This is a genomic window from Streptomyces sindenensis (assembly GCF_014649035.1).
Taxonomy (GTDB): Bacteria; Actinomycetota; Actinomycetes; order Streptomycetales; family Streptomycetaceae; genus Streptomyces; species Streptomyces sindenensis.
Window position 1 is genome coordinate 177,709 of sequence record NZ_BMSG01000005.1, and the last position, 19,710, is coordinate 197,418.

Here is a 19,710-nt window from a genome sequence, read left to right on the forward strand (position 1 = left end):
GGGAATCCGTATGAGCGGGCGCCTCGCCGGGCAATGATCAGGACCAGACCTTAATCGCCGGTGGCGGGCGGCAACAGAGCCTGTCGCGAGGATCGTGGAGCCCGTCCCCGGGCGTCCGCGCGCCCCGCCCAGGGACGAGGAGTGGTGGATGCAGTTCGAGGTGTGGGCCCCCGACGCGGAATCGGTCGTGCTGGAGGCGGCGGACGTCCGGTGCCCGATGGAGCGTGACGCGGGGCGCGAGGGGTGGTGGACGGCCGAGGCGGCGGCGTCGGACGGGGACCGGTACGGGTTCCGGGTGGACGACGGGCCCCGGTTGCCGGACCCCCGTTCGCGGCGGCAGCCGGACGGGCCCGACGGGCCGAGCGCGGTCGTGGACCAGGAGGCGTACGCCTGGCGCAACGGGTGGGCGGGGCGGCGGCTGAACCGGGCCGTGCTGTACGAGCTGCACGTGGGGACGTACACCCGGGAGGGCACGTTCGACGCGGCGGCGGCCCGGCTGGGCCATCTGGCGGAGCTGGGGGTCACCCATGTGTCGCTGATGCCCGTGTGCCCGTTCCCGGGGGTCAACGGCTGGGGGTACGAGGGCGTCTCGCTGTGGGCCGTGCACGAACCGTACGGCGGGCCCGAGGCGCTGAAACGCTTCGTCGACACGGCGCACGGGCTGGGGCTCGGAGTGGTCCTGGACGTCGTCCACAACCACCTGGGCCCCTCCGGCAACCACCTCCCCGCCTTCGGCCCCTACTTCACCGACACCCACCACACCCCGTGGGGCGCGGCGGTCAACCTGGACGCGCCGGGCTCGGACGAGGTGCGGGCGTTCCTGCTGGGCAGCGCGCTGGCCTGGCTGCGCGACTACCGGCTGGACGGGCTGCGCCTGGACGCGGTGCACGCGCTGGCGGACACCCGGGCGCTGACGTTCCTGGAGGAGCTGTCGGCGGCGGTGGACGCGCTGGCGGTGGAGCTGGGACGGCCGCTCGGGCTGATCGCCGAGTCCGACCTCTGCGATCCGCGCACCACGACCCCGCGCCCGGCGGGCGGCCTCGGGCTGCACGCCCAGTGGAACGACGACTTCCACCACGCCCTGCACACCGCGCTCACCGGTGAGTCCCAGGGCTACTACGCCGACTTCGCCCGGGCCCCGCTGGCCGCCCTCGCCAAGACGGTGACGTCGGCGTTCTTCCACAACGGGACGTGGTCCAGCTTCCGGGGCCGGAGCCACGGCCGCCCGGTCGACGTGTCCCGTACCCCGGCGCACCGCTTCGTCGGGTACGCGCAGACGCACGACCAGATCGGCAACCGGGCGCTGGGCGACCGGCTGGCCTCCGCCCTCTCCCCCGGTCTCCAGGCGTGCGCCGCCGCGCTCGTGCTGACGGGTCCCTTCACCCCGATGCTGTTCATGGGCGAGGAGTGGGGGGCGCGCACCCCCTGGCAGTTCTTCACCGACCACACGGACCCGGAGCTGGCCGAGGCCGTGCGGAGCGGCAGGCGGCGGGAGTTCGGGGCGCACGGCTGGGCGCAGGAGGAGATCCCCGACCCGCAGGACCCGGCGACCCGGGACCGGTCCTGCCTCGACTGGTCCGAGCCGAAGCGTGAACCGCATGCGCGGCTGCTCGCCTGGTACCGCAAACTGATCGCGCTGCGGCGCACGTTGCCCGATCTGCACGACCCCGATCTGGCGTCGGTGAAGACCGCGTTCGACGAGGACGCGCGCTGGTTCGCCTACCGCCGGGGGGACCTGCGGGTCGTGGTGAACCTGGCCGGCAAGCCGGCCGCGATCCCGCTCGGCCTCGGACGCCACCGCCGCTCCGGGGGGCGGGTGCTGGCGGCCTGGGAGCCGGTCGGGGCGCCGGGGCCGGACGGGGTGCTGCACCTGCCGCCGGAGTCCTGCGTGGTGCTGGCGGACGACTGAACTACCGCGCCCGCGCGGCTACTCCACGACGGCGAGCTCGCGGGCGGTGGTGTTGAGCCGCCGCCCGCCGTCCTCGGTCACCGCCACGATGTCCTCGATCCGGACGCCGAAGCGGCCGGGGAGGTAGATGCCCGGCTCCACGGAGAAGCACATGCCGGGAACGAGGGGCTGCTCCTCGCCCTCGATCATGTACGGCGGTTCGTGGGTGGTGACGCCGATGCCGTGGCCGGTGCGGTGGATGAACCGGTCGCCGTAGCCGAACTCGGTGATCACCGCGCGGGCGGCCCGGTCGATCTCCTGGCAGGCGACGCCGGGCCGCACGGCGGCGCAGCCCGCCTGCTGGGCCTCGCGGACGATGTCGTGGACCCGCTGCTCCTCGGCGGTGGGCTCGCCGACATGGACCGTACGGGAGGTGTCGGAGCCGTAACCGTGCTTCAGGCCGCCGAAGTCGAGGACGACCATGTCACCGCGCTCGATGGTGCGTGTCCCCGCTTCGTGGTGCGGGTTGGCCCCGTTGGGGCCGGAGCCGACGACGGTGAAGTCCACCTGGGAGTGCCCGAACTCCCGCAGCAGCGCGGCGAGATCGGTCGCCACGTCGACCTCCCGGCGGCCGGAGAAGCGCACCTTGAGGATTTCCTCGTACGTGGCGTCGGCGGCGGCTCCGGCGGCGGCGAGCCGTTCCAGTTCGGCGGCGTCCTTCACCGCGCGGAGCATCGGGAGGGCCTCGGTGAGCGCGGTGTAGGAGGTGCCGGGCAACTCCCGCTGGAGGCCCAGCAGATGCATGGCCCAGGCGTTGTCGCTGACGCCGAAGCGGCCCTCGGCGGCCAGCAGCGGGGCGGTCACCGCGTACGGGTCCTTGCCGTCGGTCCAGTCGCGCAGGGTCAGCGCGGGCGCCCCGGTGGCGGCTGCCGCGTCGGGGGCCTCCAGGGTCGGGACCACCAGCACGGGGTCGTGGCCGGCCCGCAGCACGAGGAGCGTGAGGCGCTCGGTGCTGACGGGGCGGTAGCCGGTGAGGTGGACGAGGTCGGGGCCCGGCGCGACGATCACCCCGGCGAGCCCGGCCTCGGCGGCGGACTCGGCGGCCCGCGCCATCCGGGCCCGGTAGTCGTCGGCGGTGAAGGGCGGGGGCGCGGCGGACTGCTGGGCGAACGGGCTCGGGGTCGGGCTCGGCATCAGGACCTCCTGGCGGTGCGACACGGCACACAGCATCCTGCCCGCCGGGCAGGGCGTACGCGACCGACTTCCGGGCGCGTGTCAGGCGCCGGCGTGTTCGTGACCGGCTTCCGGCTTCCGGATCCGCGTGCCTGTCGGGCCGTCAGCCTTCAGTCGCCGGCCGCCGGTCGTCGCCCGTCGGGCAGCCGCACGATCAGGTCCGCCCGTGCGCGGCCCCGCAGCACCAGCCGGGCGTTCGCCTCGTCGGACCGGGCCACCCACTCCTCCGCGTCGCGCCGGAGCCTGCCGTGGTGCACATGGCGGTCGACAAGCCGGCGTACCCGCACGTCCGGGGCGAGGTCCAGGAACCACACCTCGTCCAGCAGCCCGCGCACCGGGGCCCAGGGCCCGTCGTCGAGCAGCAGGTAGTTGCCCTCGGTGACGACGAGGGGGACGTCCGGCGGGACGGGCAGCGACCCCGCGACCGGCTCCTCCAGGGACCGGTCGAAGGCCGGGGCGTAGACCGCGTGCACCGGGTCCGGCGTCCGCAGCCGCCGCAGCAGGGCCGCGTACCCAACCGCGTCGAAGGTGTCGGGCGCGCCTTTGCGGTCGGCGCGGCCGAGGCGGTCCAGTTCGGCGGCGGCGAGATGGAAGCCGTCCATCGGGACGAGGGCGGCGCGTCCGTCCAGGGCCGCGACCAGCCGGTCCGCCAGAGTGGACTTCCCGGCTCCGGGTGGGCCCGCGATCCCGAGGATGCACCGTTGTCCGGTGTCCGCGAGGGCGCGGGCCCGGTCGTTCAGCGCGGCCCGGCCGCCGGTGGTCGTAGCGTCCACGAAGTCCATGCGGCGCATTGTGCCCGGCGGCCGGGGACCGACGCGCTAGTGTTACGTATAACTTCATCGCTCCCGGACTCCCCGCCCCCGCCGAGCCTCCGAAAGGCCCCCCATGTCCCACATCGCCCTGGTCACCCTGGTCGTCCGCGACTACGACGAGGCGCTCGCGTTCTACCGCGACGCGCTCGGCTTCGAGCTGGTGGAGGACACCGACCGGGGCGACGGCACCCGCTGGGTGGTGGTGCGCCCGCGCGGGGCGGCGGACGGCACGGGGCTGCTGCTGGCCCGGGCGAAGGACGAGGCGCAGGCCGGGGCCGTGGGGGCGCAGACGGGCGGCCGGGTCGGCTTCTTCCTGCACACCGAGGACTTCGCGGCCGACCACGCGCGGATGCGCGCGGCCGGGGTGCGCTTCCTGGAGGAGCCGCGCCACGAGACGTACGGCTCGGTCGCGGTCTTCGAGGACCTGTACGGCAACCGGTGGGATCTGCTCCAGCCGGCCGGCTGAGCAGTCGCCTTTCGGCCCACGGCCGAGGCGCGGCCGGACGCCCTCCGACGACGGGTCCATCCCCGTGGCGGCGACGACCTGGAACCCCGGCGTCAGGACCGGGCAGCCAGCCCCGCCTCGCGTACGGCCACCGCCTCCATCGCGTCCAGCACCGGCCGGATCAGCGGATGGCCCTCGGCCCCCTGGCGTACGGCGGCGAAGACCCGGCGGGTGGGGGCGCTGCCCTCGACCGGGCGGACGACGGCCCCCGTCAGCTCCATCCCGCGCAGCGCGGAGCGGGGCACCAGCGCCACCCCGGCGTCCGCCCCGGCCAGGGCGACCACGGCGTGGAAGTCGTCGGACGAGTGATCGAGGCGCGGGGCGAAACCGGCGTACTCGCAGGCCAGGACCACCACGTCGTGGCAGGGGTTGCCCGGGTACGGACCGATCCACGGGTCCTTCGCCAGGTCGGCGACCGCCACCTGGGCCTGGCCTGCGAGGCGGTGGCCCACGGGAAGCACCGCGTCGAACGGCTCCGAGTACAGCGGGACGCGGGTGAGCCGGCGGTCGTCCTCGGCGGGCGCGCCCCGGTATTCGACGGCCACCGCCACGTCCACCTGCCGGTCCAGCACCATGGGGACGCTCGCGTCGCCCTCCGCGTCCTGGACCTTGACCCGGATGCCGGGCGCGGTGCGGGCCAGCTCGGTGAGGGCGGGGGCGAGGACGAGGCCGATGCCGGTGGCGAACGCGGCGACCGTGACCGTACCGGCGATGCCCGCGCTGTAGTCGGCCAGCTCCGCCTCGGCCCGCTCCAGCTGGGCGAGGACCAGGTTGGTGTGGCTGAGCAGGATCTCCCCGGCGGCGGTGAGCCGGGCCCCGCGCGCGCCGCGTTCGACGAGGCGGTGGCCGGTCTCCTGCTCCAGGGCGGCGAGCTGCTGGGAGACGGCGGAGGGGGTCAGGTACAACGCGGCGGCGGCCGCGGTCACCGTGCGGTGGTCGGCCACCGCACGGAGGATTCGCAGCCGCCGCGCATCGATCATGTGCCCATTGTCCCAGGTGGCGGCGGAACCACCGACCGGGTCGGACGTGTCAGGCGGCCTCCGCCTCCAGCGCGGACCGGGCGTCGATGAACGCGTCCACGGCGCGGTTCACGTCGGCGGTGGAGTGGGCGGCCGAGAGCTGGACCCGGATGCGGGCCGCGCCCTGCGGGACGACGGGGTACGAGAAGCCGATCACGTACACACCGCGCTCCAGGAGCAGTTCCGCCATCCGGCCCGCCTTGCCCGCGTCGCCGATCATGACGGGGGCGATGGCGTGGTCGCCGGGGAGGATGTCGAAGCCCTCCGCGGTCATCCGGGTGCGGAACAGCTCGGTGTTGGCGGCGAGCTGCTCGCGCAGGTCCCCGGCGGACTCCAGCAGGTCGATGACCTTGAGGGAGGCGGCGGCGATGACCGGGGCGAGGGTGTTGGAGAAGAGGTACGGGCGCGAGCGCTGGCGCAGCAGGGCGACGATCTCGGCGCGGGCCGCGACGTAGCCGCCGGAGGCTCCGCCGAGCGCCTTGCCGAGGGTGCCGGTGATGATGTCGACCCGGTCCATCACCCCGTGCAGCTCGGGCGTGCCGCGGCCGCCGGGGCCGACGAAGCCGACGGCGTGCGAGTCGTCGACCATGACCATGGCGTCGTAGCGGTCGGCCAGGTCGCAGATCTCCTGGAGGGGGGCGACGTAACCGTCCATGGAGAAGACGCCGTCGGTCACGATGAGGCGGCGGCGGGCCCCGGACGCCTCCTTGAGCTGCGTCTCCAGCTCGGCCATGTCGCGGTTGGCGTAACGGTGGCGCTTGGCCTTGGAGAGCCGGATGCCGTCGATGATGGAGGCGTGGTTGAGGGCGTCGGAGATGACCGCGTCCTCGGGGCCGAGAAGGGTCTCGAAGACACCGCCGTTGGCATCGAAGCAGGAGGAGTAGAGGATCGTGTCCTCCTGGCCGAGGAAGGCCGAGAGCCGCTGCTCCAGCTCCTTGTGGACCTCCTGGGTGCCGCAGATGAAGCGGACCGAGGCCATCCCGTAGCCCCAGCGGTCCAGCGCCTCGTGGGCGGCGGCGACGACGTCGGGGTGGTCGGCGAGGCCGAGGTAGTTGTTGGCGCAGAAGTTGAGGACCTCGCCCGGGCGGCCGCCGGAGGTGACCTCGACGGTCGCGGACTGCGGGGTGCCGATCACGCGCTCGGGCTTGTGCAGCCCGGCGGCGCGGATCTCGTCGAGGGTGGTGCGCAGATCGTCGCGTACGGAGTCGAACATGCGGGTTCCTTAAGGATGCGAGGAGAGGTTCGAAGGTCAGGCGGTCCAGTCGAGGATGACCTTGCCGCCGAGTCCGCTCGCCGCGTCGTCGAAGGCCGCCTCGAAGTCGCGGAAGCCGTACCGGCCGGTGATCACGGGGCTGAGGTCGAGGCCGCCCTCCAGCAGGACGGACATGGCGTACCAGGTCTCGTACATCTCGCGGCCGTAGATGCCCTTGATGGTGATCATCGAGGTGACGACGCGGGCCCAGTCGACGGCGAACTCCTCGGCGGGCAGGCCGAGCATGGCGATCCGGCCGCCGTGCGTCATGTTCGCGACCATCTCGCGCATCGCCTCGGGGCGGCCGGACATCTCCAGGCCGATGTCGAAGCCCTCGCGCAGGCCGAGTTCGCGCTGCCCGTCCGCGATGGTGCGGTCCGCGACGTTCAGCGCGAGGCTGACGCCGACCTTGCGGGCGAGGGCGAGGCGGGCCTCGCTGACGTCGGTGATGACGACGTTGCGGGCGCCGGCGTGCCGGGCGACGGCGGCGGCCATGATGCCGATCGGGCCGGCGCCGGTGATCAGGACGTCCTCGCCGACCAGCGGGAAGGAGAGCGCGGTGTGCACGGCGTTGCCGAACGGGTCGAAGATCGCCGCGATGTCGAGGTCGACGGGGACCCGGTGCACCCACACGTTCGAGGCGGGCAGGACCACGTACTCCGCGAACGCCCCGTCCCGGCCGACCCCGAGGCCGACGGTGGAGCGGCAGAGGTGGCGGCGGCCGGCGAGGCAGTTGCGGCACTTGCCGCAGACGAGGTGGCCCTCGCCGCTGACCAGGTCGCCGGTGGCGATGTCGGTGACGTCGGAGCCGGTCGCGGCGACCTCGCCGACGAACTCGTGGCCGAGGATCAGCGGGGTGGTGACCGCCTGCTGGGCCCAGCCGTCATAGGCGCGGATGTGCAGGTCGGTGCCGCAGATACCGGTGCGCAGAACCTTGATCAGGACGTCGGTGGGGCCGTACTCCGGTTCCGGCACGTCCATCAGCCACAGTCCGGGCTCGGCCTTCTGCTTGACGAGTGCCTTCACGGCTGTGGCTCCCTGACGTCGGTACGCGAGTGAATACCCCGGGCCGCGGGGCATGTCGGAGGAACCCTGCGGCCCGGGGTGGTCTTGGGTGTCACCCCCCATGGTGGGGGTTCGGCCGGACGGGACGGAGCATCTCGGAAAGCTCCACGCGCCGTCCCCGGCCGTCACCGAAAAGGCTGCCGTACGGCGGTGCCCCGGGTCCATCGAGGATTTCTTAAGCACCGCCGCAGGAGATCTTCACACCTGGCCGTGGCTTCACCGACCGCTGCCGCTCTCCGGGCTTCGTTTCCTCGGTCACAGCTCGCCGAACGGGCCGAGGAAGCGGGGGCGGCCCTGCTCGATCCGGTAGAGGAAGATCCCGTTCTCGTACCGCACCTGGCGGATCGACGGACGGAAGGCGAGCGGACGCACGATCCCCCGGTGCTCGGTACCGCGGATCAGCCGGGCCATGCCCCCGCGCACCGACCCCGGGGCTGCGGCGGCCCCGGCGGCGCGGGCGATCAGACCGACCGCGTCGTACGCCTCGGCGGCCCACGTGGCCGGGGGCGCGCCGAAGCGCCTGCGGTGGTCGGCGGTGAACGTCCTGGCCGACGGGAGGGCCGCGGGGTCGGCGTACGCCTCGGCGAAGACCCAGCCGTCGGCGGCGGCGCCCGCGCCGGTGAGGAAGGCGGGCCCGAGGGCGGGTCCGGCGGCGATCCGGGTACCGGAGTAGTCCTCGTCCGCCAGTGCGGTGGCGAGGCGGGCGGCCCGGGCCGCATCGCCGCTCGCGAGCACCACGGCGTCCGCCCTGCTGGTCACGGCCTTCCGGGCGGCCGCACCGTAGCCCGTGTCGCCCCGTGGCAGTGCCTGGGTGATGACGGTGGTGTCCGCGGGCACGGCCTCGCGGAAGTCGCCGGCCAGCTCTCCGCCGAGGCCGGTGTGGTCCTGGACGAGGAGGACGCGCTCGGCGGGACGGGTGTGGACGACGTAGCTGATGAGTCCCGGAGCGAGCATGCGGTCGTACGGGCGGGTCACGCAGAGGTGGGCGGCCGTTTCGGACGCGGTCGTGGAGCCTGCCGCGACGACGACGAGGGCGAGCCGTGCCTCGGCGTACCGCTGGACGACGTCTTCGGCCAGCACGGCGCCGGTCGGCCCGACCGCGGCGATGACCTCGGGGCCGGACCCCAGCAGACCGGCCGCCCGCAAGGCCCGTCGCGGGTCGCCGGCGTCGTTCTCGGTCCGCAGGGCGAGGCGGAACGCCGTATCGGTTCGGGCGTTGTGATCGGCGACCGCGAGCCGTACGCCACGCTGGTGCGCCAGCCCGGCGGCGCGGCCGGGGCCGCTGAGGTCGGCATGGAGCCCGATCGTGTACGTGGGCGGTGTGCCGGAGCCCGACGCGGCCCGGGCGGACCGCCGCCGGGCGAGCCAGGCCGCGGTGGAGCCGCCGGTGACCACGACACCTCCGGCGGCTCCGGCGATCAGGAGCCGCCGTCGCGTCAGGCCCTTCGCGGGTGCCGCTTCGTCCTCGCCCGGGGCGACGGGGGCGGGCGGCGGCTCGGGATCCGGCAGCGCGAGGGCCTGCGCCGAACGTTCCGCGATCAGCGCGGCGAGGCCGGGCGGCGCGAACCAGTCCCCCGCGTGCGGGGCGGTGTCCGGCTCCTGGGGCGGGGCCCTGTCCGGGGCGGTCCCGGCAGCTCCGTCGGGAGCCGTCCCGAAGGCTCCGCCGCCCCCGCCCAGGGGCGTCCCCGCAGCCCCGCCGGGAGCCCAGGCCACTCGCGGATCCGGCGGGCTCTTCCCCGTCCGGTCGCTGTCCGCTCCCCCGGCCGCCTCCAGCTCGTCGCCGATCCGCCCCGCCGACGGCCGGGTGGCCGGGTCCTTGCTGAGGCAGGCGGCGAGCAGCGGCAACAGTCCGGGCGGCACGCCCGTCAGGTCCGGCTCCTCGTGGACCGTGCGGAACAGCACTCCGGCCGCTCCGCCCTCGCCGAACGGTCGCCGGCCCGTCGCCGCGTACGCCAGGACGCAGCCGAGCGAGAACACGTCGCACGCCGGTCCCACCGACCCGGCCGACGCCTGTTCGGGGGCGAGGTAGCCGGGCGTGCCGATCACCGCGCCGGTGGCGGTGAGCGCCGTGGCGCCCTCGTGGCGGGCGATCCCGAAGTCGATGAGGCGGGGGCCGTCGAGGGCGAGGAGCACGTTGTCCGGTTTGACGTCGCGGTGGATCAGCCCGGCCCGGTGGACCGCGACGAGAGCCGAGGCCAGCCGGCTGCCGATCGCCCGGACGGTGGCCGTGGGCAGCGCGCCCCTCGCGCCGACCACCTCGGCCAGCGAGGGCCCGGGGACGAACGCGGTCGCCAGCCACGGCTCGCGGGCCTCGGTGTCCGCGCCGAGCACCGGAACGACCCACGGGCCGGTGATGCGGGTGGCGGACTCCGCCTCGCGCCGGAAGCGGGCCCGGAACGCCGGGTCGGCGGCGTGCTCGGCGCGGATCACCTTGACGGCGACGAGCGTCCCGCCCGCCGAGCGCGCCAGGTAGACCACGCCCATGCCGCCCGCGCCGAGCCGGACGAGGGTGCGGTACGGACCGACGGCACGGGGGTCCTCGGAGGTGAGGGGCCGCACGTCAGCTCTTCGGTTTCGGGGCCGGGCCGAGGTAGTCCAGGCGTCCGTCCTTCACCCGGTACAGGTGCGCGTCCTGGCCGACGAGCTGCTGCCGCTCCTCGTCGAACGCGTAGCTGCGCGAGACCCCCTCGTACCGGGAGGCGGCTATCGCGGCGGTGAGCTGGGGGCGGGTGGGGCGGGGCGCCCCGGAGGGACCGGCGCTCGGCTTCGTGCTCTTGGCCGCGCCGTCGGCCAGGGCGGCCAGCTCGCGGGCGACGAGCCCCGCCACGTCGTACGCCTCGGCCGACCAGGCGGCGGGGGCGGCGCCGAAGCGCTTGCTGTGGGCGGCGGCGAACGTCGCGGCGGCCGGGGCGCTCGCGTCGGTGAACGGGGCGATGAACTCCCAGCCGTCGGCCGCTGCCCCCGCCTGTTTCAGGAACTCCGGCCCCATGACGGTGTGCTGGGCCATGCGCGGTCCGGTGTAGGAGAGGTCGGCCAGGATGCGGGCGACCCGGGAGGCGCCGGTCGCGTCACCGGCGTAGAAGACGGCGTCGCTGCGGTGGGAGAGCAGGTCGGCGACGACCGGGTCGAAGACGCTCGTCCCGGCGGGCACCACCCGGGGGTGGGTGGTACCGGTGGTGAGGTTGGGCGTCATCAGGTTCGTCGCGTAGCCCGCCTGGTACGCCGCCTGTCCGCCGGCCCGGTCGATCAGGATGCCCAGCCGCTCGACCTCGGGGCGCAGCAGGAGGCGGTTGACGATGGGGATCGAGAGGGACGCGTAGGAGGGGCCGGCCTGGAAGAAGGAGGCGTTGGCCCGGTCCGGAAAGGCAATCTGGAGGGCGGACACCGTCAGCACCGGCAGGGTCGCTTCGTCATACCGGGACAGCGCCGCCGCGGCCGTGACGTCGCTCGTGGGACCGATGACCGCGGCGACCTCCGGGTCGCCGGCGAACTGCTCGGCGACCTGCGCGGAGCGGGTGGGGTCCCCCGCGTCGTCGAGGACCTTCACCGCGAGCCGGAAGGGCCGGTCGTCGAGGGCGTTGAAGCGGTCCACGGCAAGCCGGACGCCACGTTCCTGGGCTCGCCCGGCGGCGCTCTGCGGCCCCGTCAGGTCGGCGTGTACACCGATGATCCAGCGGCGCCCGCCCGGTGCGCCGTCGGCGTTGCCGCCGGTCCCGTCGGCGCCGATCCGCAGGGCGGCGAACGCACCCGCGCCGAGGGCCACCGCGCCGCCCGCCGTGAGCAGCAGGAAGCGCCGTCGGCCGGGGGCGGGTTCCGGCGGGCCGGGCTCCTCGGCGACGGTGGCGTCGATGCCGGGCAGGGCCAGCAGGGCGGCGGACCGGTCCGCGATGATCCGGACGATGTCCTCGGGCAGCCAGTCCGCTCGCTCCCCGGCCGGCACGTCCTCGGTGATCAGCCCGTCGAGAGCGGCGGCTTCCGGCCGTTCGGCGGGTTCCTTGGCCAGGCACCGTTGCAGCAGTCCCCGGAGCCACGGCTCCTCGATGCCGTCGAGGTCGGGCTCGTCGTGGAGGGTCCGGTAGAGCAGCGCGTCGACCGCTCCGCTGCCGAACGGCGGCCGGCCGGTGGCCGCGTACGCGAGGAGGCAGCCGAGCGAGAAGACGTCCCCGGCCGAGCCCGCGGTGTTGCCGGACGCCTGCTCGGGCGGCAGGAAGCCGGGGGTGCCGACGACGAGTCCGGTGGCGGTCAGGACGGTGGCGTCGGCCGCGCGAGCGATCCCGAAGTCGATCAGCCGGGGGCCGTCGGCCGTCAGCAGGACGTTGCCCGGCTTGACGTCGCGGTGGACAAGCCCGGCACCGTGCACGGCGGCCAGGGCGCGGGAGAGCAGCCGGCCCAGGACCGCGACACTGCGCACGGGCAGCGGTCCGCGCCGCGCGACGACGTCGGAAAGGGTCGGTCCGGGAACGAACTCCGTGGCGAGCCAGGGGCGTTCGGACTCGGTGTCAGCATCGGTCACCCGTACGGCCCAGGGGCTGTCGACCCGGCGGGCGGCCTCGGCCTCGCGCCGGAAGCGGGTCCGGAAATCCTCGTCCTCCGCGAGTTCGGGCAGGATCACCTTGACGGCGGCGAGCGCACCGGCATCGGTCCGCCCGAGGTAGACGACACCCATGCCGCCCGCTCCGAGGCGGCCCAGGAGCCGGTGGCCGCCGACACGGGCGGGATCAGTGGGTCGCAGATCGTCCATGCCCGGCCTCAGCTCTGCTTCTCGACGGCGTTCTCGAGCCGGGAGAGCATGACTCCCTGCGCCTCATTGACGAACCTGTCGATCTCCTTCGTGGTGCGGCCCTCGGCTCCCTTGCCGGTCACGGCGACGGTGAACTGGAGGGTCTGCGCCTGCTGCCAGGAGTAGTGGTGCGGCCCGCCCAGTTCGGAGCTCTGGTATTTCCCCACCTCGCTGAGGAAGTCCTCCGAGCTGTTCTGGGCGCTCTCGCCGCCGAGGAGCGCCGCGGCGACCATGGATCCGATCGTCTCGCCTTTGCGCAGTTGCTGGGTGGGGCAGCGCATGGTCTCCTCGATCGACTCCGCCATCTCCCAGGTGGCGTCCTCACGGGTGCGGTGCACGGTGACCACCGCGGCGAGGCGCACCGGCCCCTTGCCCGCCTCGGCCGGCGCCTCGAACGACCGTGTGAGGGTGGCCAGGACGCTGCGGGCGGGCTTCCGCTGCTGCCAGACGCAGTCCTCGCCGAGCACGGGCCAGGTGTCCGGGTCGCTCTCGTACGGGCTCCGCTTCACCACCTTGGCGCCGAAGCTGTCGGGCCCGGCGATGACGCGGTCGATGAGGTCGCGCGCCTCGGCCCCGGTGCGGGGGAGCCGGGCGGGATCGGGCACGAACGACTCCTCGGGCGACGGCCCGGCAGCGGTGTCACCGGCGTCCGCGCTCGCGCCGGCCGACGCGTCCCGCTCTCCGGCTTTCCCCGGACCGTCCGCCGTGCCGGAACAGCCGACGAGTAGCACGGTCGTCAAAGCCAATGCCAGACCGAACTCGCCCCCTCTTAAGGGCACATGACAGGTCACAGCGATTCCCCCGTTCCTCCTCGACGCCGTGTCGATCATAAATTCGACCGGCGTGGCCGGCAGGGCTGTTAGGGGACTGTTACAGCGCCGGGACCCGGACGGCACCGCCCCGGGGCCACCCGGACGACGATGCCGGCCGTCTCGGCCAGGAAGGCGGCGATGTGCTCGGCGAGGGCGTCCGGCCCGGCCTCGGGCCGACCTCGCGCGGGGCCTCGGCCCGACCTGAGGCCGGGGCCTGACACAGCGTAGGGAATACCTCCCCGTCCTTGATAGCGTCGCCCCCGCGGCTGCGGACTTCTCCCCCGACCCAGCCGTACGGGGGCAGGCACGGGGACCGGGCGCGGCAGGACGAAGAGGGCCGACAGATGAGCCTTGCACAGGTGCACTACACCTCCGCCGCTCCGGGGGCCGAAGGGTCCGAAGGGCCGGCGGGCCGGTTCACGGCGGTCGGGCCCGGGGTGTCGGCTGCTCTGCTGACGGAGATCGAGCCCTTGGTGCGCTACGAGCTTCCCGAGGGCGTCGCCGACCGCCCGTCGGACGGTGAACTGCGCTCACTGCCACAGTCGTTCACGTACGCCGTCCTCTCCGACGGCAGCCGTCTGGTGTCCCGGTCGGCGCCGGTACGGGACACCGGTGGCGGCAGCGGCGGCGACGCGGCGAGGGGGGCAGGGCCGGGGCCCAGACAGGGCATCCGGTTCCATGCGCACGCGGTGCATCTGCCGCCGGGGGTTCCGCTGCCGGGCGACCGGCTGCCGGTCGAGGCGTGGCGCTCGCCGCTGTGGGTGTCGACGACGCCCGCCGGGGCGATACCGGACCCGCTGACACTGCCGCCGGGCCCGACGGCGGTCTCGGAGGGCCTGGACGACTTCGCCGTCTCGCGCGGCCCCTGGCTGGCGGCCGTCCTGGCGGATCTGCGCCGGGCGAGCGGGCCGACGGAGTCCGGCGGGCGGCCGGTGGTGCTGGTGGAGCGGCAGTGCGCGGACGTGGCCCGGTGGCTGGGGATCGCGTCCGTGACCCTGCCGAGGGAGAGCGCGGAGCGGCTGACGTTCACCACGTACACGCGGCGGCCGGGGAGTTCGGCGGCGCGGGTGGTGGGCGTGCTGCCCGAGGACGCGGCGGCGGCGCGGGCGGCGGGACTGCGGGTGCACGAGTGCGCGGAGCAGCCCCCGCCGGGCGGCGGCACGGACGACGTGTGGGCGACGACGGCGGCCCGGGTCTGGCGGAGCCGGTCCCCGGAGCTGTTCGGGGAGGCGCGCGAGCTTCCCGGCGAGCCGTTCGCGGCAGGCCCGTTGGCGGTGACGGCGCTCTGCGCGGGGATCGCGCTCGCCCCGGACGGACGTGCGGCGGCGGCCGGTTGGGCGGCGGACCGCCCGTACGCCCTGGACGCGAAGCGCACCGGCCAGTTGATCGAGGCCCTCACCTCTCCCGGTATCGACGACCGAACCGGACCCGAATTCGACGCGGCCGGGCGGCTGTTCGGCGCGCTGGAGGGCCGCTGCCCGGCCTCGGTCACCGCGCCGCTCGCGGCGATGCTGGTCACCGAGGCGGTACGGGGCGGCAACGGCTCGCTGGAACTGCCGCGCCGGGACGCGTTCATGGGGCCGGAGGGCGCGGCGGTCGCGGAGCGGCTCGCCCCGGAGATCCTGACCGAGCTCGGCGACACGACCGGGCCCCGATCGGTCGCGCGAACCGTACAACTGCTGCGGGTGGCGCGGCTGCTGGGCGTGGACCGCACGGATGCGCTGCCGGAGATCGTGGACCGCCTGGCGCCGGCGGTGCTGGCAGAGGCGGCGGCAGGGGAGGAGTCGAGGGCGGGGGCCGAGGGCTTGCCGGACTTCGCACCGGCCCTGCTGGAGCTGCTGGACGAGCAGTTCGAGGTGCGGACGGCGCTGCTCGGCGCACTGGACCGGATCGCGCCGCAGGACCCCGGGGCGGTGGCCCGGTTCCTGGAACGGGTCACGCTGCCGTTCACGGGTACGCAGGCACTGCCGCATCTGCGGATGTGCGCCGAGGTGCCGGGCGCGATGGCGACGCTGGGCGGTGACCGGGCGGCGGTGTGGCACCGGGTGCTGCGGGCGGCGGGCCTCTCCCCCTTCGCCGAGCCGCTGGTGCTGCGCACGGCGGTGGGCCTGGTCTGGGAGGACCGCGCCCCGACGGTGGCGGAGGCCCGCCTGCTGCTGGAGGCGGCCACCTCCGACTCGCACCGCGCGGCCGGTACGTGGGCCCGCCTGGTCGACGCGGCGCTCAGCGCCTCCGCCGCCGGCACGGACGAGGCGGCCTCCCTCGCCCACGACCTCCTGCGCGGTTTCCCGACCGAGATCGGCGGCCGTGAACGGGCCGGTCTCCTCCTGCTGGACCTGGTCCGCGAACTGCGCACGGGCGCACCGGACCCCGGCTGGGCGGAGCGGGTCCGCACGCTGTGCGCCCAGGCGGAGCCGGTCGAGCCGGCGCTCCGGGAACGGGCGTACGCGGCCCTGGTGGAACGCCTGCTGGCCCCGGACCGCCCGGGTGCCGAGCTGTACGACTTCGTCCACGGCGACGACCCCGACCTGATCGCCGCGTACGACCGCACCGCCCGGACGGAAGCCGTACGGACCCGGCTGCGCGCCCAGCCCGCCTACGCGGCGGACTGCTTCTCCGTCTGGACCGCCCACCCGCACGCGGGCCGCACCTGGCCCCCGATGGCCGCCGCCCTCCTGGAGGAGGTCCTGCGCCCCGCCGTCCGCGCGATGCCGGCCGAGGACGTCGCGGAGGTCGAGGCGACGGTGGGCCGCACGGGCAGCAGCGGCCGGGCCGACGCCTTCCGCGCCTGGAACCGCGTCAGCACCCTGGGCCGCCTCGGCCGCCGGATCGCGGGACGGGTGCGGCGGGGGTGAGAGGGGGGCGCAGGGCTTCGCCGGCGCGCGGCGGTCAGCCTGCGCTTTGCTCGCAGTTGGAGGCAAGAGCCCTGGCAGCGGGCGCTTCCGAACGCGACGCGACGGTGGGACGCGCCGCCTTCAATGCCGCCACGAGGGCATCGGCGCTCTTGCCGGCGAGTTCGTCCTCAAGCCGGGGCACGGGATCGTCGGAGCCGGTCAGGGCGGCGGCGACCTCTTCAGCCGACTGCTCCCCGCCTTCCATCTCCCCCTGGCCGATGGTGTCGTCGTCGTACGGCACCGTGCTTCCCTCGCCGAGCCCGACCCAGCGCGCCGGCTCCTCGGGGTCACCTTCGGAACAGGTGGCGCCCCGCCAGGCGAGCGCGATGATGTAGTGGTGCCCCAACTCGATGCGCGGCCTTTCAGCGAGGGCATATTCGGTGCGGTTGTCGAGGTCGCCCTCCTTGAACACCCACCCCGATGAACTGCGTTGCCAGGTTGTCGGTGCGGGCTGGGCCGGATCGCTTCTCGACCAGAGCACCTTCTCGACCTTCATCCGCACATCGCGGCCGATCATCCCCTCTCCCCGGTCCATCTCGCTCCGGCTCGGAACCACTTCGCTTTCCTTGGTCGGTGAAGCGATGACGACATGGTCCGCATAGGTCACCCAGTCCTCGGCCGTGCGACTGGGCATACGGTCCTTGCCCTCACCTCGAATCGGTCCGACCACCGTATCCGCACTGTCGGAACACCCCGCCAGTAATACGGCGGAGACGGCGAAGCCCAGAAAACCGAAGATACGCGCACGTCTCATCACGAATTACGCCACGCATTCGCTTAGCAGGTGCCATCGATGTCGCTCACGTTGCTGCTTCCGAGGGCACGCGGGGTACGCGCTGTTTCTGCCGACGTGCCTCGGGAACCACGTAAATACCGTCCGAACGATCGCATGCCGTTCCCCGCTTCGCCTACCGACTTCCCATGGAGCAGCATGCGGAGAAAATCCGCTCTCGGCATGACGCTGAATGTCGCGGCAGCCTAGCCCGTCCAAGAGCGGGAAGACACCGTTCCGGTGCACGACAGCATTGCCGCCGAAAAGAACGGTGCAATTTCAGCCAGGAAAGGCATCCACCCAACCCCTTGGACGCGGTCGTGGAGGGTGATGTGGTGGCCGTCGGGCTCGGCGAAGGTGAACGTCCGGCCGCAAGGGCCGTCGACGGGGGCCGAGACGGTGGTGTGGCCGGCGGCGGCGAGCGCGTCGTGGATGGCCTGCACGTCCGTGGCGTGGAACCAGAGCGCCACGCCGACGCGGGCCGGGCGACGGGCGCGACGTCCGTGCCGGGGACGAGCTCGCGGAGTGCGAACGCGATCGGCTTCGTCTCGAGGACGTCGGCGTGCGGAGGCCCTGCCTGCGAGCGGACGAGGCCGAGGTACTGCTCGTAGAACGCCTGCGATGCCGCGCGGCGCGTTCGTGACACGGCAGACCATGAACGTGCTGCTCCAGGCCCCGGAGCGGGACGGCTACGTGGTCAGGCCCGCGGAAGCGGCGGTCGGGAAAGTCCTTCGGGCGCAGCTCACGCCCCGCGGCAGGCAGAGCCTGGAGAAGGCGACCGCGGCGACGGCGCCTGACAGGGGCTGCTGCGCCGGGATCCTCGGCGCGGCAGGTCCGGGTTCCGACCGGACAGCCGGGGAGGGGAACCGCCGACTAGAATGTTCTTTCATGTCGAAGCCTGACGAGTTGCTCTCCGCTGTCGCAGCCCTGGTGGAGTCCGGGCACAGCAACCAGATGTCCCTGACCGTGGTCACCGGGGGCGCTGTCATCACCGGCCGCCTGGCCCCGGAGTCCGTCTGGAGGCAGCGGGTCTCCGAGGTCCTGGCGGACTCGGACCGGCTGAGCGAGTTCGCCGCCGTCTTCACCTCCGCCACGCGCAAGGAAGGGCCGCCCACGCATCTGCATTTCCATGTGGCGCGGATCCTCCAGGGTTCGGTGGGAATCCCGGAGACCGGCGGGATGTACCGCGTGGCCATCGATGACGTCAGCGCCTGGACCATGGGCGACTTCAGCTACTCCGACCACTGACCCCGCCCGGCACCCTCTCAGTCGGGTAGCCGGGTCACGGAGACGTGACCCGGCTACCCGACTCAGTCGTCGATCGCCTGATAGAGAGTGGTCCAGAAGTCGTTCATCACCTGGACCGGGGCGGGGAGGGTCGTGCCGACCTGGGTGAGCAGGATTCCCGTGAGACCGGTGACCGGGTCCGCGTACGTGGAGGTGCCCGCGCCGCCGTCCCAGCCGAACTGGCCTGCAGGCGCGTAGTCGCCGCGGTAGGTGCGCACGGCCATCCCGAGGCCCCAGCCGCCTTGTTGTCCCTGCCCGAATGAGATGTGGACGTTGTCCAGGGCCAGTTTGGTCCGGGCGGCCAGCTGCTCCGGAGTGAGGCGGTTGGTGGTCATCAACTCGACGGCCTGCCGGGACAGGATCCGCTCGCTGCCGTGTGTGCCGCCGTTCAGCAGCATGCGGAAGTACGCGTGATAGTCGTCGGCTGTCGAGGTCAGGCCGGCGCCGCCGCTCGGGAACGACGGTGGGGCGCTGTGGCGTCCGCCTTCGGCCTCGTCCCACACGTGGAACTCGCCGCTCTCCGGGTCCGGGGCGTACAGCGGGGGCAGCCGGTGCACCTGGTCGGCGGGCACATGGAAACCGGTGTCCTTCATACCGAGCGGCCCGAAGACGCGCTCGTTCAGGAAGGAATCGTACGACTGGCCCGTGACGCGTTCGACGAGCACGCCGACCAGGTCGCTGGCGATCTGGTACTGCCAGCGTTCGCCCGGTTGGTACATCAGCGGCAGTTCGCCCAGCCGGCGCATCCACTCGTCCGGCTCCGGCATCGGTGTCGGCAGGTTGGGCGTGATCCCCTGCTCGAAGAGCGCGCTCATGATGGGCGTGCCGAGCACCGTCATATCCATGCCGAGTCCGAACGTGGAGGTCAGCACGTCCCGTACGGTGATGGGCCGTCGCGCGGCGACGGTGTCGTCGACGGGGCTGTCGATCCGCTTGAGCACCTGCCGGTCGGCGAGTTCGGGCAACCACTCCCGCACTGTGTCGTCCAGGCGCAGCCGGCACTCGTCGAGCAGGACCATCGCGGCCGCGATCGAGACCGGCTTGGATGTGGAGGCCATGCGGAAGAGCGTGTCCCGGCGCATCGGCTCTCCGCCCTGGTGGCGCATCGTGCCGATCGTCTCGACGTGCGTCTCGTCGCCCCGGCTGAACAGCGCCACCAGGCCGGGGATCTTGCCCGAATCGACGTGCCGGACCAGCACGTCGCGTACGCGCTGCAGCCCGGACCTGGTGAAACCGCCGGTGTTCTGGCCCATCCGAAAGCTCCTTGGGGTAAGTGGGATCGTGCGATACACGGGTACAGAGCCGGCTGCTGCACCGTACCGACCTCCAGCGACGCAGAGGAAGACCGGCGACCGTGACGGGTGCCCAGCGCGGCCCGATCCGGCCTGCGG

General features: G+C 73.7%; 14 protein-coding genes and 1 pseudogene. 4 read left to right on the forward strand and 11 right to left on the reverse strand.

Annotated elements, in window-relative coordinates; translation table 11 throughout:
- Positions 1–148: 148 nt before the first annotated feature.
- On the forward strand, positions 149–1,909 hold the full coding sequence (gene treZ, locus IE145_RS09060; RefSeq protein WP_189520401.1) for a malto-oligosyltrehalose trehalohydrolase: 1,761 nt from the start codon (positions 149–151) through the stop codon (positions 1,907–1,909).
- Between the two features lie 18 nt (positions 1,910–1,927).
- On the opposite strand, the gene IE145_RS09065 is transcribed toward treZ, so the two are convergent.
- Both IE145_RS09065 and IE145_RS09070 read right to left on the reverse strand, forming a co-directional pair.
- Positions 1,928–3,082, reverse strand: a complete 1,155-nt coding sequence (locus IE145_RS09065) for an aminopeptidase P family protein (protein WP_189520403.1) — start codon at positions 3,080–3,082, stop codon at positions 1,928–1,930.
- A gap of 149 nt (positions 3,083–3,231) precedes the next feature.
- On the reverse strand, positions 3,232–3,903 hold the full coding sequence (locus IE145_RS09070) for a nucleoside/nucleotide kinase family protein (RefSeq protein WP_189520404.1): 672 nt from the start codon (positions 3,901–3,903) through the stop codon (positions 3,232–3,234).
- A gap of 103 nt (positions 3,904–4,006) precedes the next feature.
- Here IE145_RS09070 and IE145_RS09075 point away from each other — a divergent pair, with 103 nt between their 5' ends.
- Positions 4,007–4,399, forward strand: coding sequence for a VOC family protein (locus IE145_RS09075; protein ID WP_073778806.1), 393 nt, complete (start codon positions 4,007–4,009; stop codon positions 4,397–4,399).
- A gap of 92 nt (positions 4,400–4,491) precedes the next feature.
- On the opposite strand, the gene IE145_RS09080 is transcribed toward IE145_RS09075, so the two are convergent.
- The 6 genes from IE145_RS09080 to IE145_RS09105 all read right to left on the reverse strand — a co-directional run bounded on the left by IE145_RS09080 (position 4,492) and on the right by IE145_RS09105 (position 13,345).
- Positions 4,492–5,418, reverse strand: coding sequence for a LysR family transcriptional regulator (locus IE145_RS09080; RefSeq protein ID WP_069739914.1), 927 nt, complete (start codon positions 5,416–5,418; stop codon positions 4,492–4,494).
- Positions 5,419–5,467: 49 nt separating this feature from the next.
- The gene (locus IE145_RS09085; RefSeq protein WP_189520405.1) at positions 5,468–6,670 is read right to left on the reverse strand and encodes a glycine C-acetyltransferase; all 1,203 of its coding nucleotides are present in this window, start codon (positions 6,668–6,670) and stop codon (positions 5,468–5,470) included.
- Between the two features lie 36 nt (positions 6,671–6,706).
- The gene (tdh, locus tag IE145_RS09090; RefSeq protein WP_189520406.1) at positions 6,707–7,735 is read right to left on the reverse strand and encodes an L-threonine 3-dehydrogenase; all 1,029 of its coding nucleotides are present in this window, start codon (positions 7,733–7,735) and stop codon (positions 6,707–6,709) included.
- A 294-nt stretch (positions 7,736–8,029) separates the two neighbouring features.
- On the reverse strand, positions 8,030–10,333 hold the full coding sequence (locus tag IE145_RS09095; protein WP_189520407.1) for a bifunctional serine/threonine-protein kinase/ABC transporter substrate-binding protein: 2,304 nt from the start codon (positions 10,331–10,333) through the stop codon (positions 8,030–8,032).
- Position 10,334: 1 nt separating this feature from the next.
- The gene (locus tag IE145_RS09100) at positions 10,335–12,515 is read right to left on the reverse strand and encodes a bifunctional serine/threonine-protein kinase/ABC transporter substrate-binding protein (protein WP_189520408.1); all 2,181 of its coding nucleotides are present in this window, start codon (positions 12,513–12,515) and stop codon (positions 10,335–10,337) included.
- Positions 12,516–12,523: 8 nt separating this feature from the next.
- A complete protein-coding gene (locus IE145_RS09105) occupies positions 12,524–13,345 on the reverse strand; it encodes a hypothetical protein (protein WP_189520409.1) in 822 nt (273 codons plus the stop codon).
- Positions 13,346–13,710: 365 nt separating this feature from the next.
- Here IE145_RS09105 and IE145_RS09110 point away from each other — a divergent pair, with 365 nt between their 5' ends.
- Positions 13,711–16,221, forward strand: coding sequence for a GTPase-associated protein 1-related protein (locus IE145_RS09110; RefSeq protein WP_189520410.1), 2,511 nt, complete (start codon positions 13,711–13,713; stop codon positions 16,219–16,221).
- A gap of 34 nt (positions 16,222–16,255) precedes the next feature.
- Here the strand turns inward: IE145_RS09110 and IE145_RS09115 are convergent, their stop codons facing one another.
- Together IE145_RS09115 and IE145_RS09120 are read right to left on the reverse strand one after the other, a co-directional pair.
- The gene (locus tag IE145_RS09115; RefSeq protein WP_189520411.1) at positions 16,256–17,014 is read right to left on the reverse strand and encodes a hypothetical protein; all 759 of its coding nucleotides are present in this window, start codon (positions 17,012–17,014) and stop codon (positions 16,256–16,258) included.
- 332 nt (positions 17,015–17,346) lie between these two features.
- Positions 17,347–17,678 (reverse strand): annotated as a pseudogene (locus tag IE145_RS09120) (VOC family protein); the annotation flags it as partial.
- Between the two features lie 242 nt (positions 17,679–17,920).
- Here IE145_RS09120 and IE145_RS09125 point away from each other — a divergent pair.
- Entirely contained in the window at positions 17,921–18,280 is a 360-nt protein-coding gene (locus IE145_RS09125) for a GvpU-like protein (RefSeq protein WP_189520412.1), read from the forward strand.
- Positions 18,281–18,342: 62 nt separating this feature from the next.
- On the opposite strand, the gene IE145_RS09130 is transcribed toward IE145_RS09125, so the two are convergent.
- Positions 18,343–19,572 (reverse strand): serine hydrolase domain-containing protein, encoded by a 1,230-nt coding sequence (locus IE145_RS09130; protein WP_189520413.1) that lies wholly within the window; start codon positions 19,570–19,572, stop codon positions 18,343–18,345.
- Positions 19,573–19,710 lie beyond the last annotated feature (138 nt).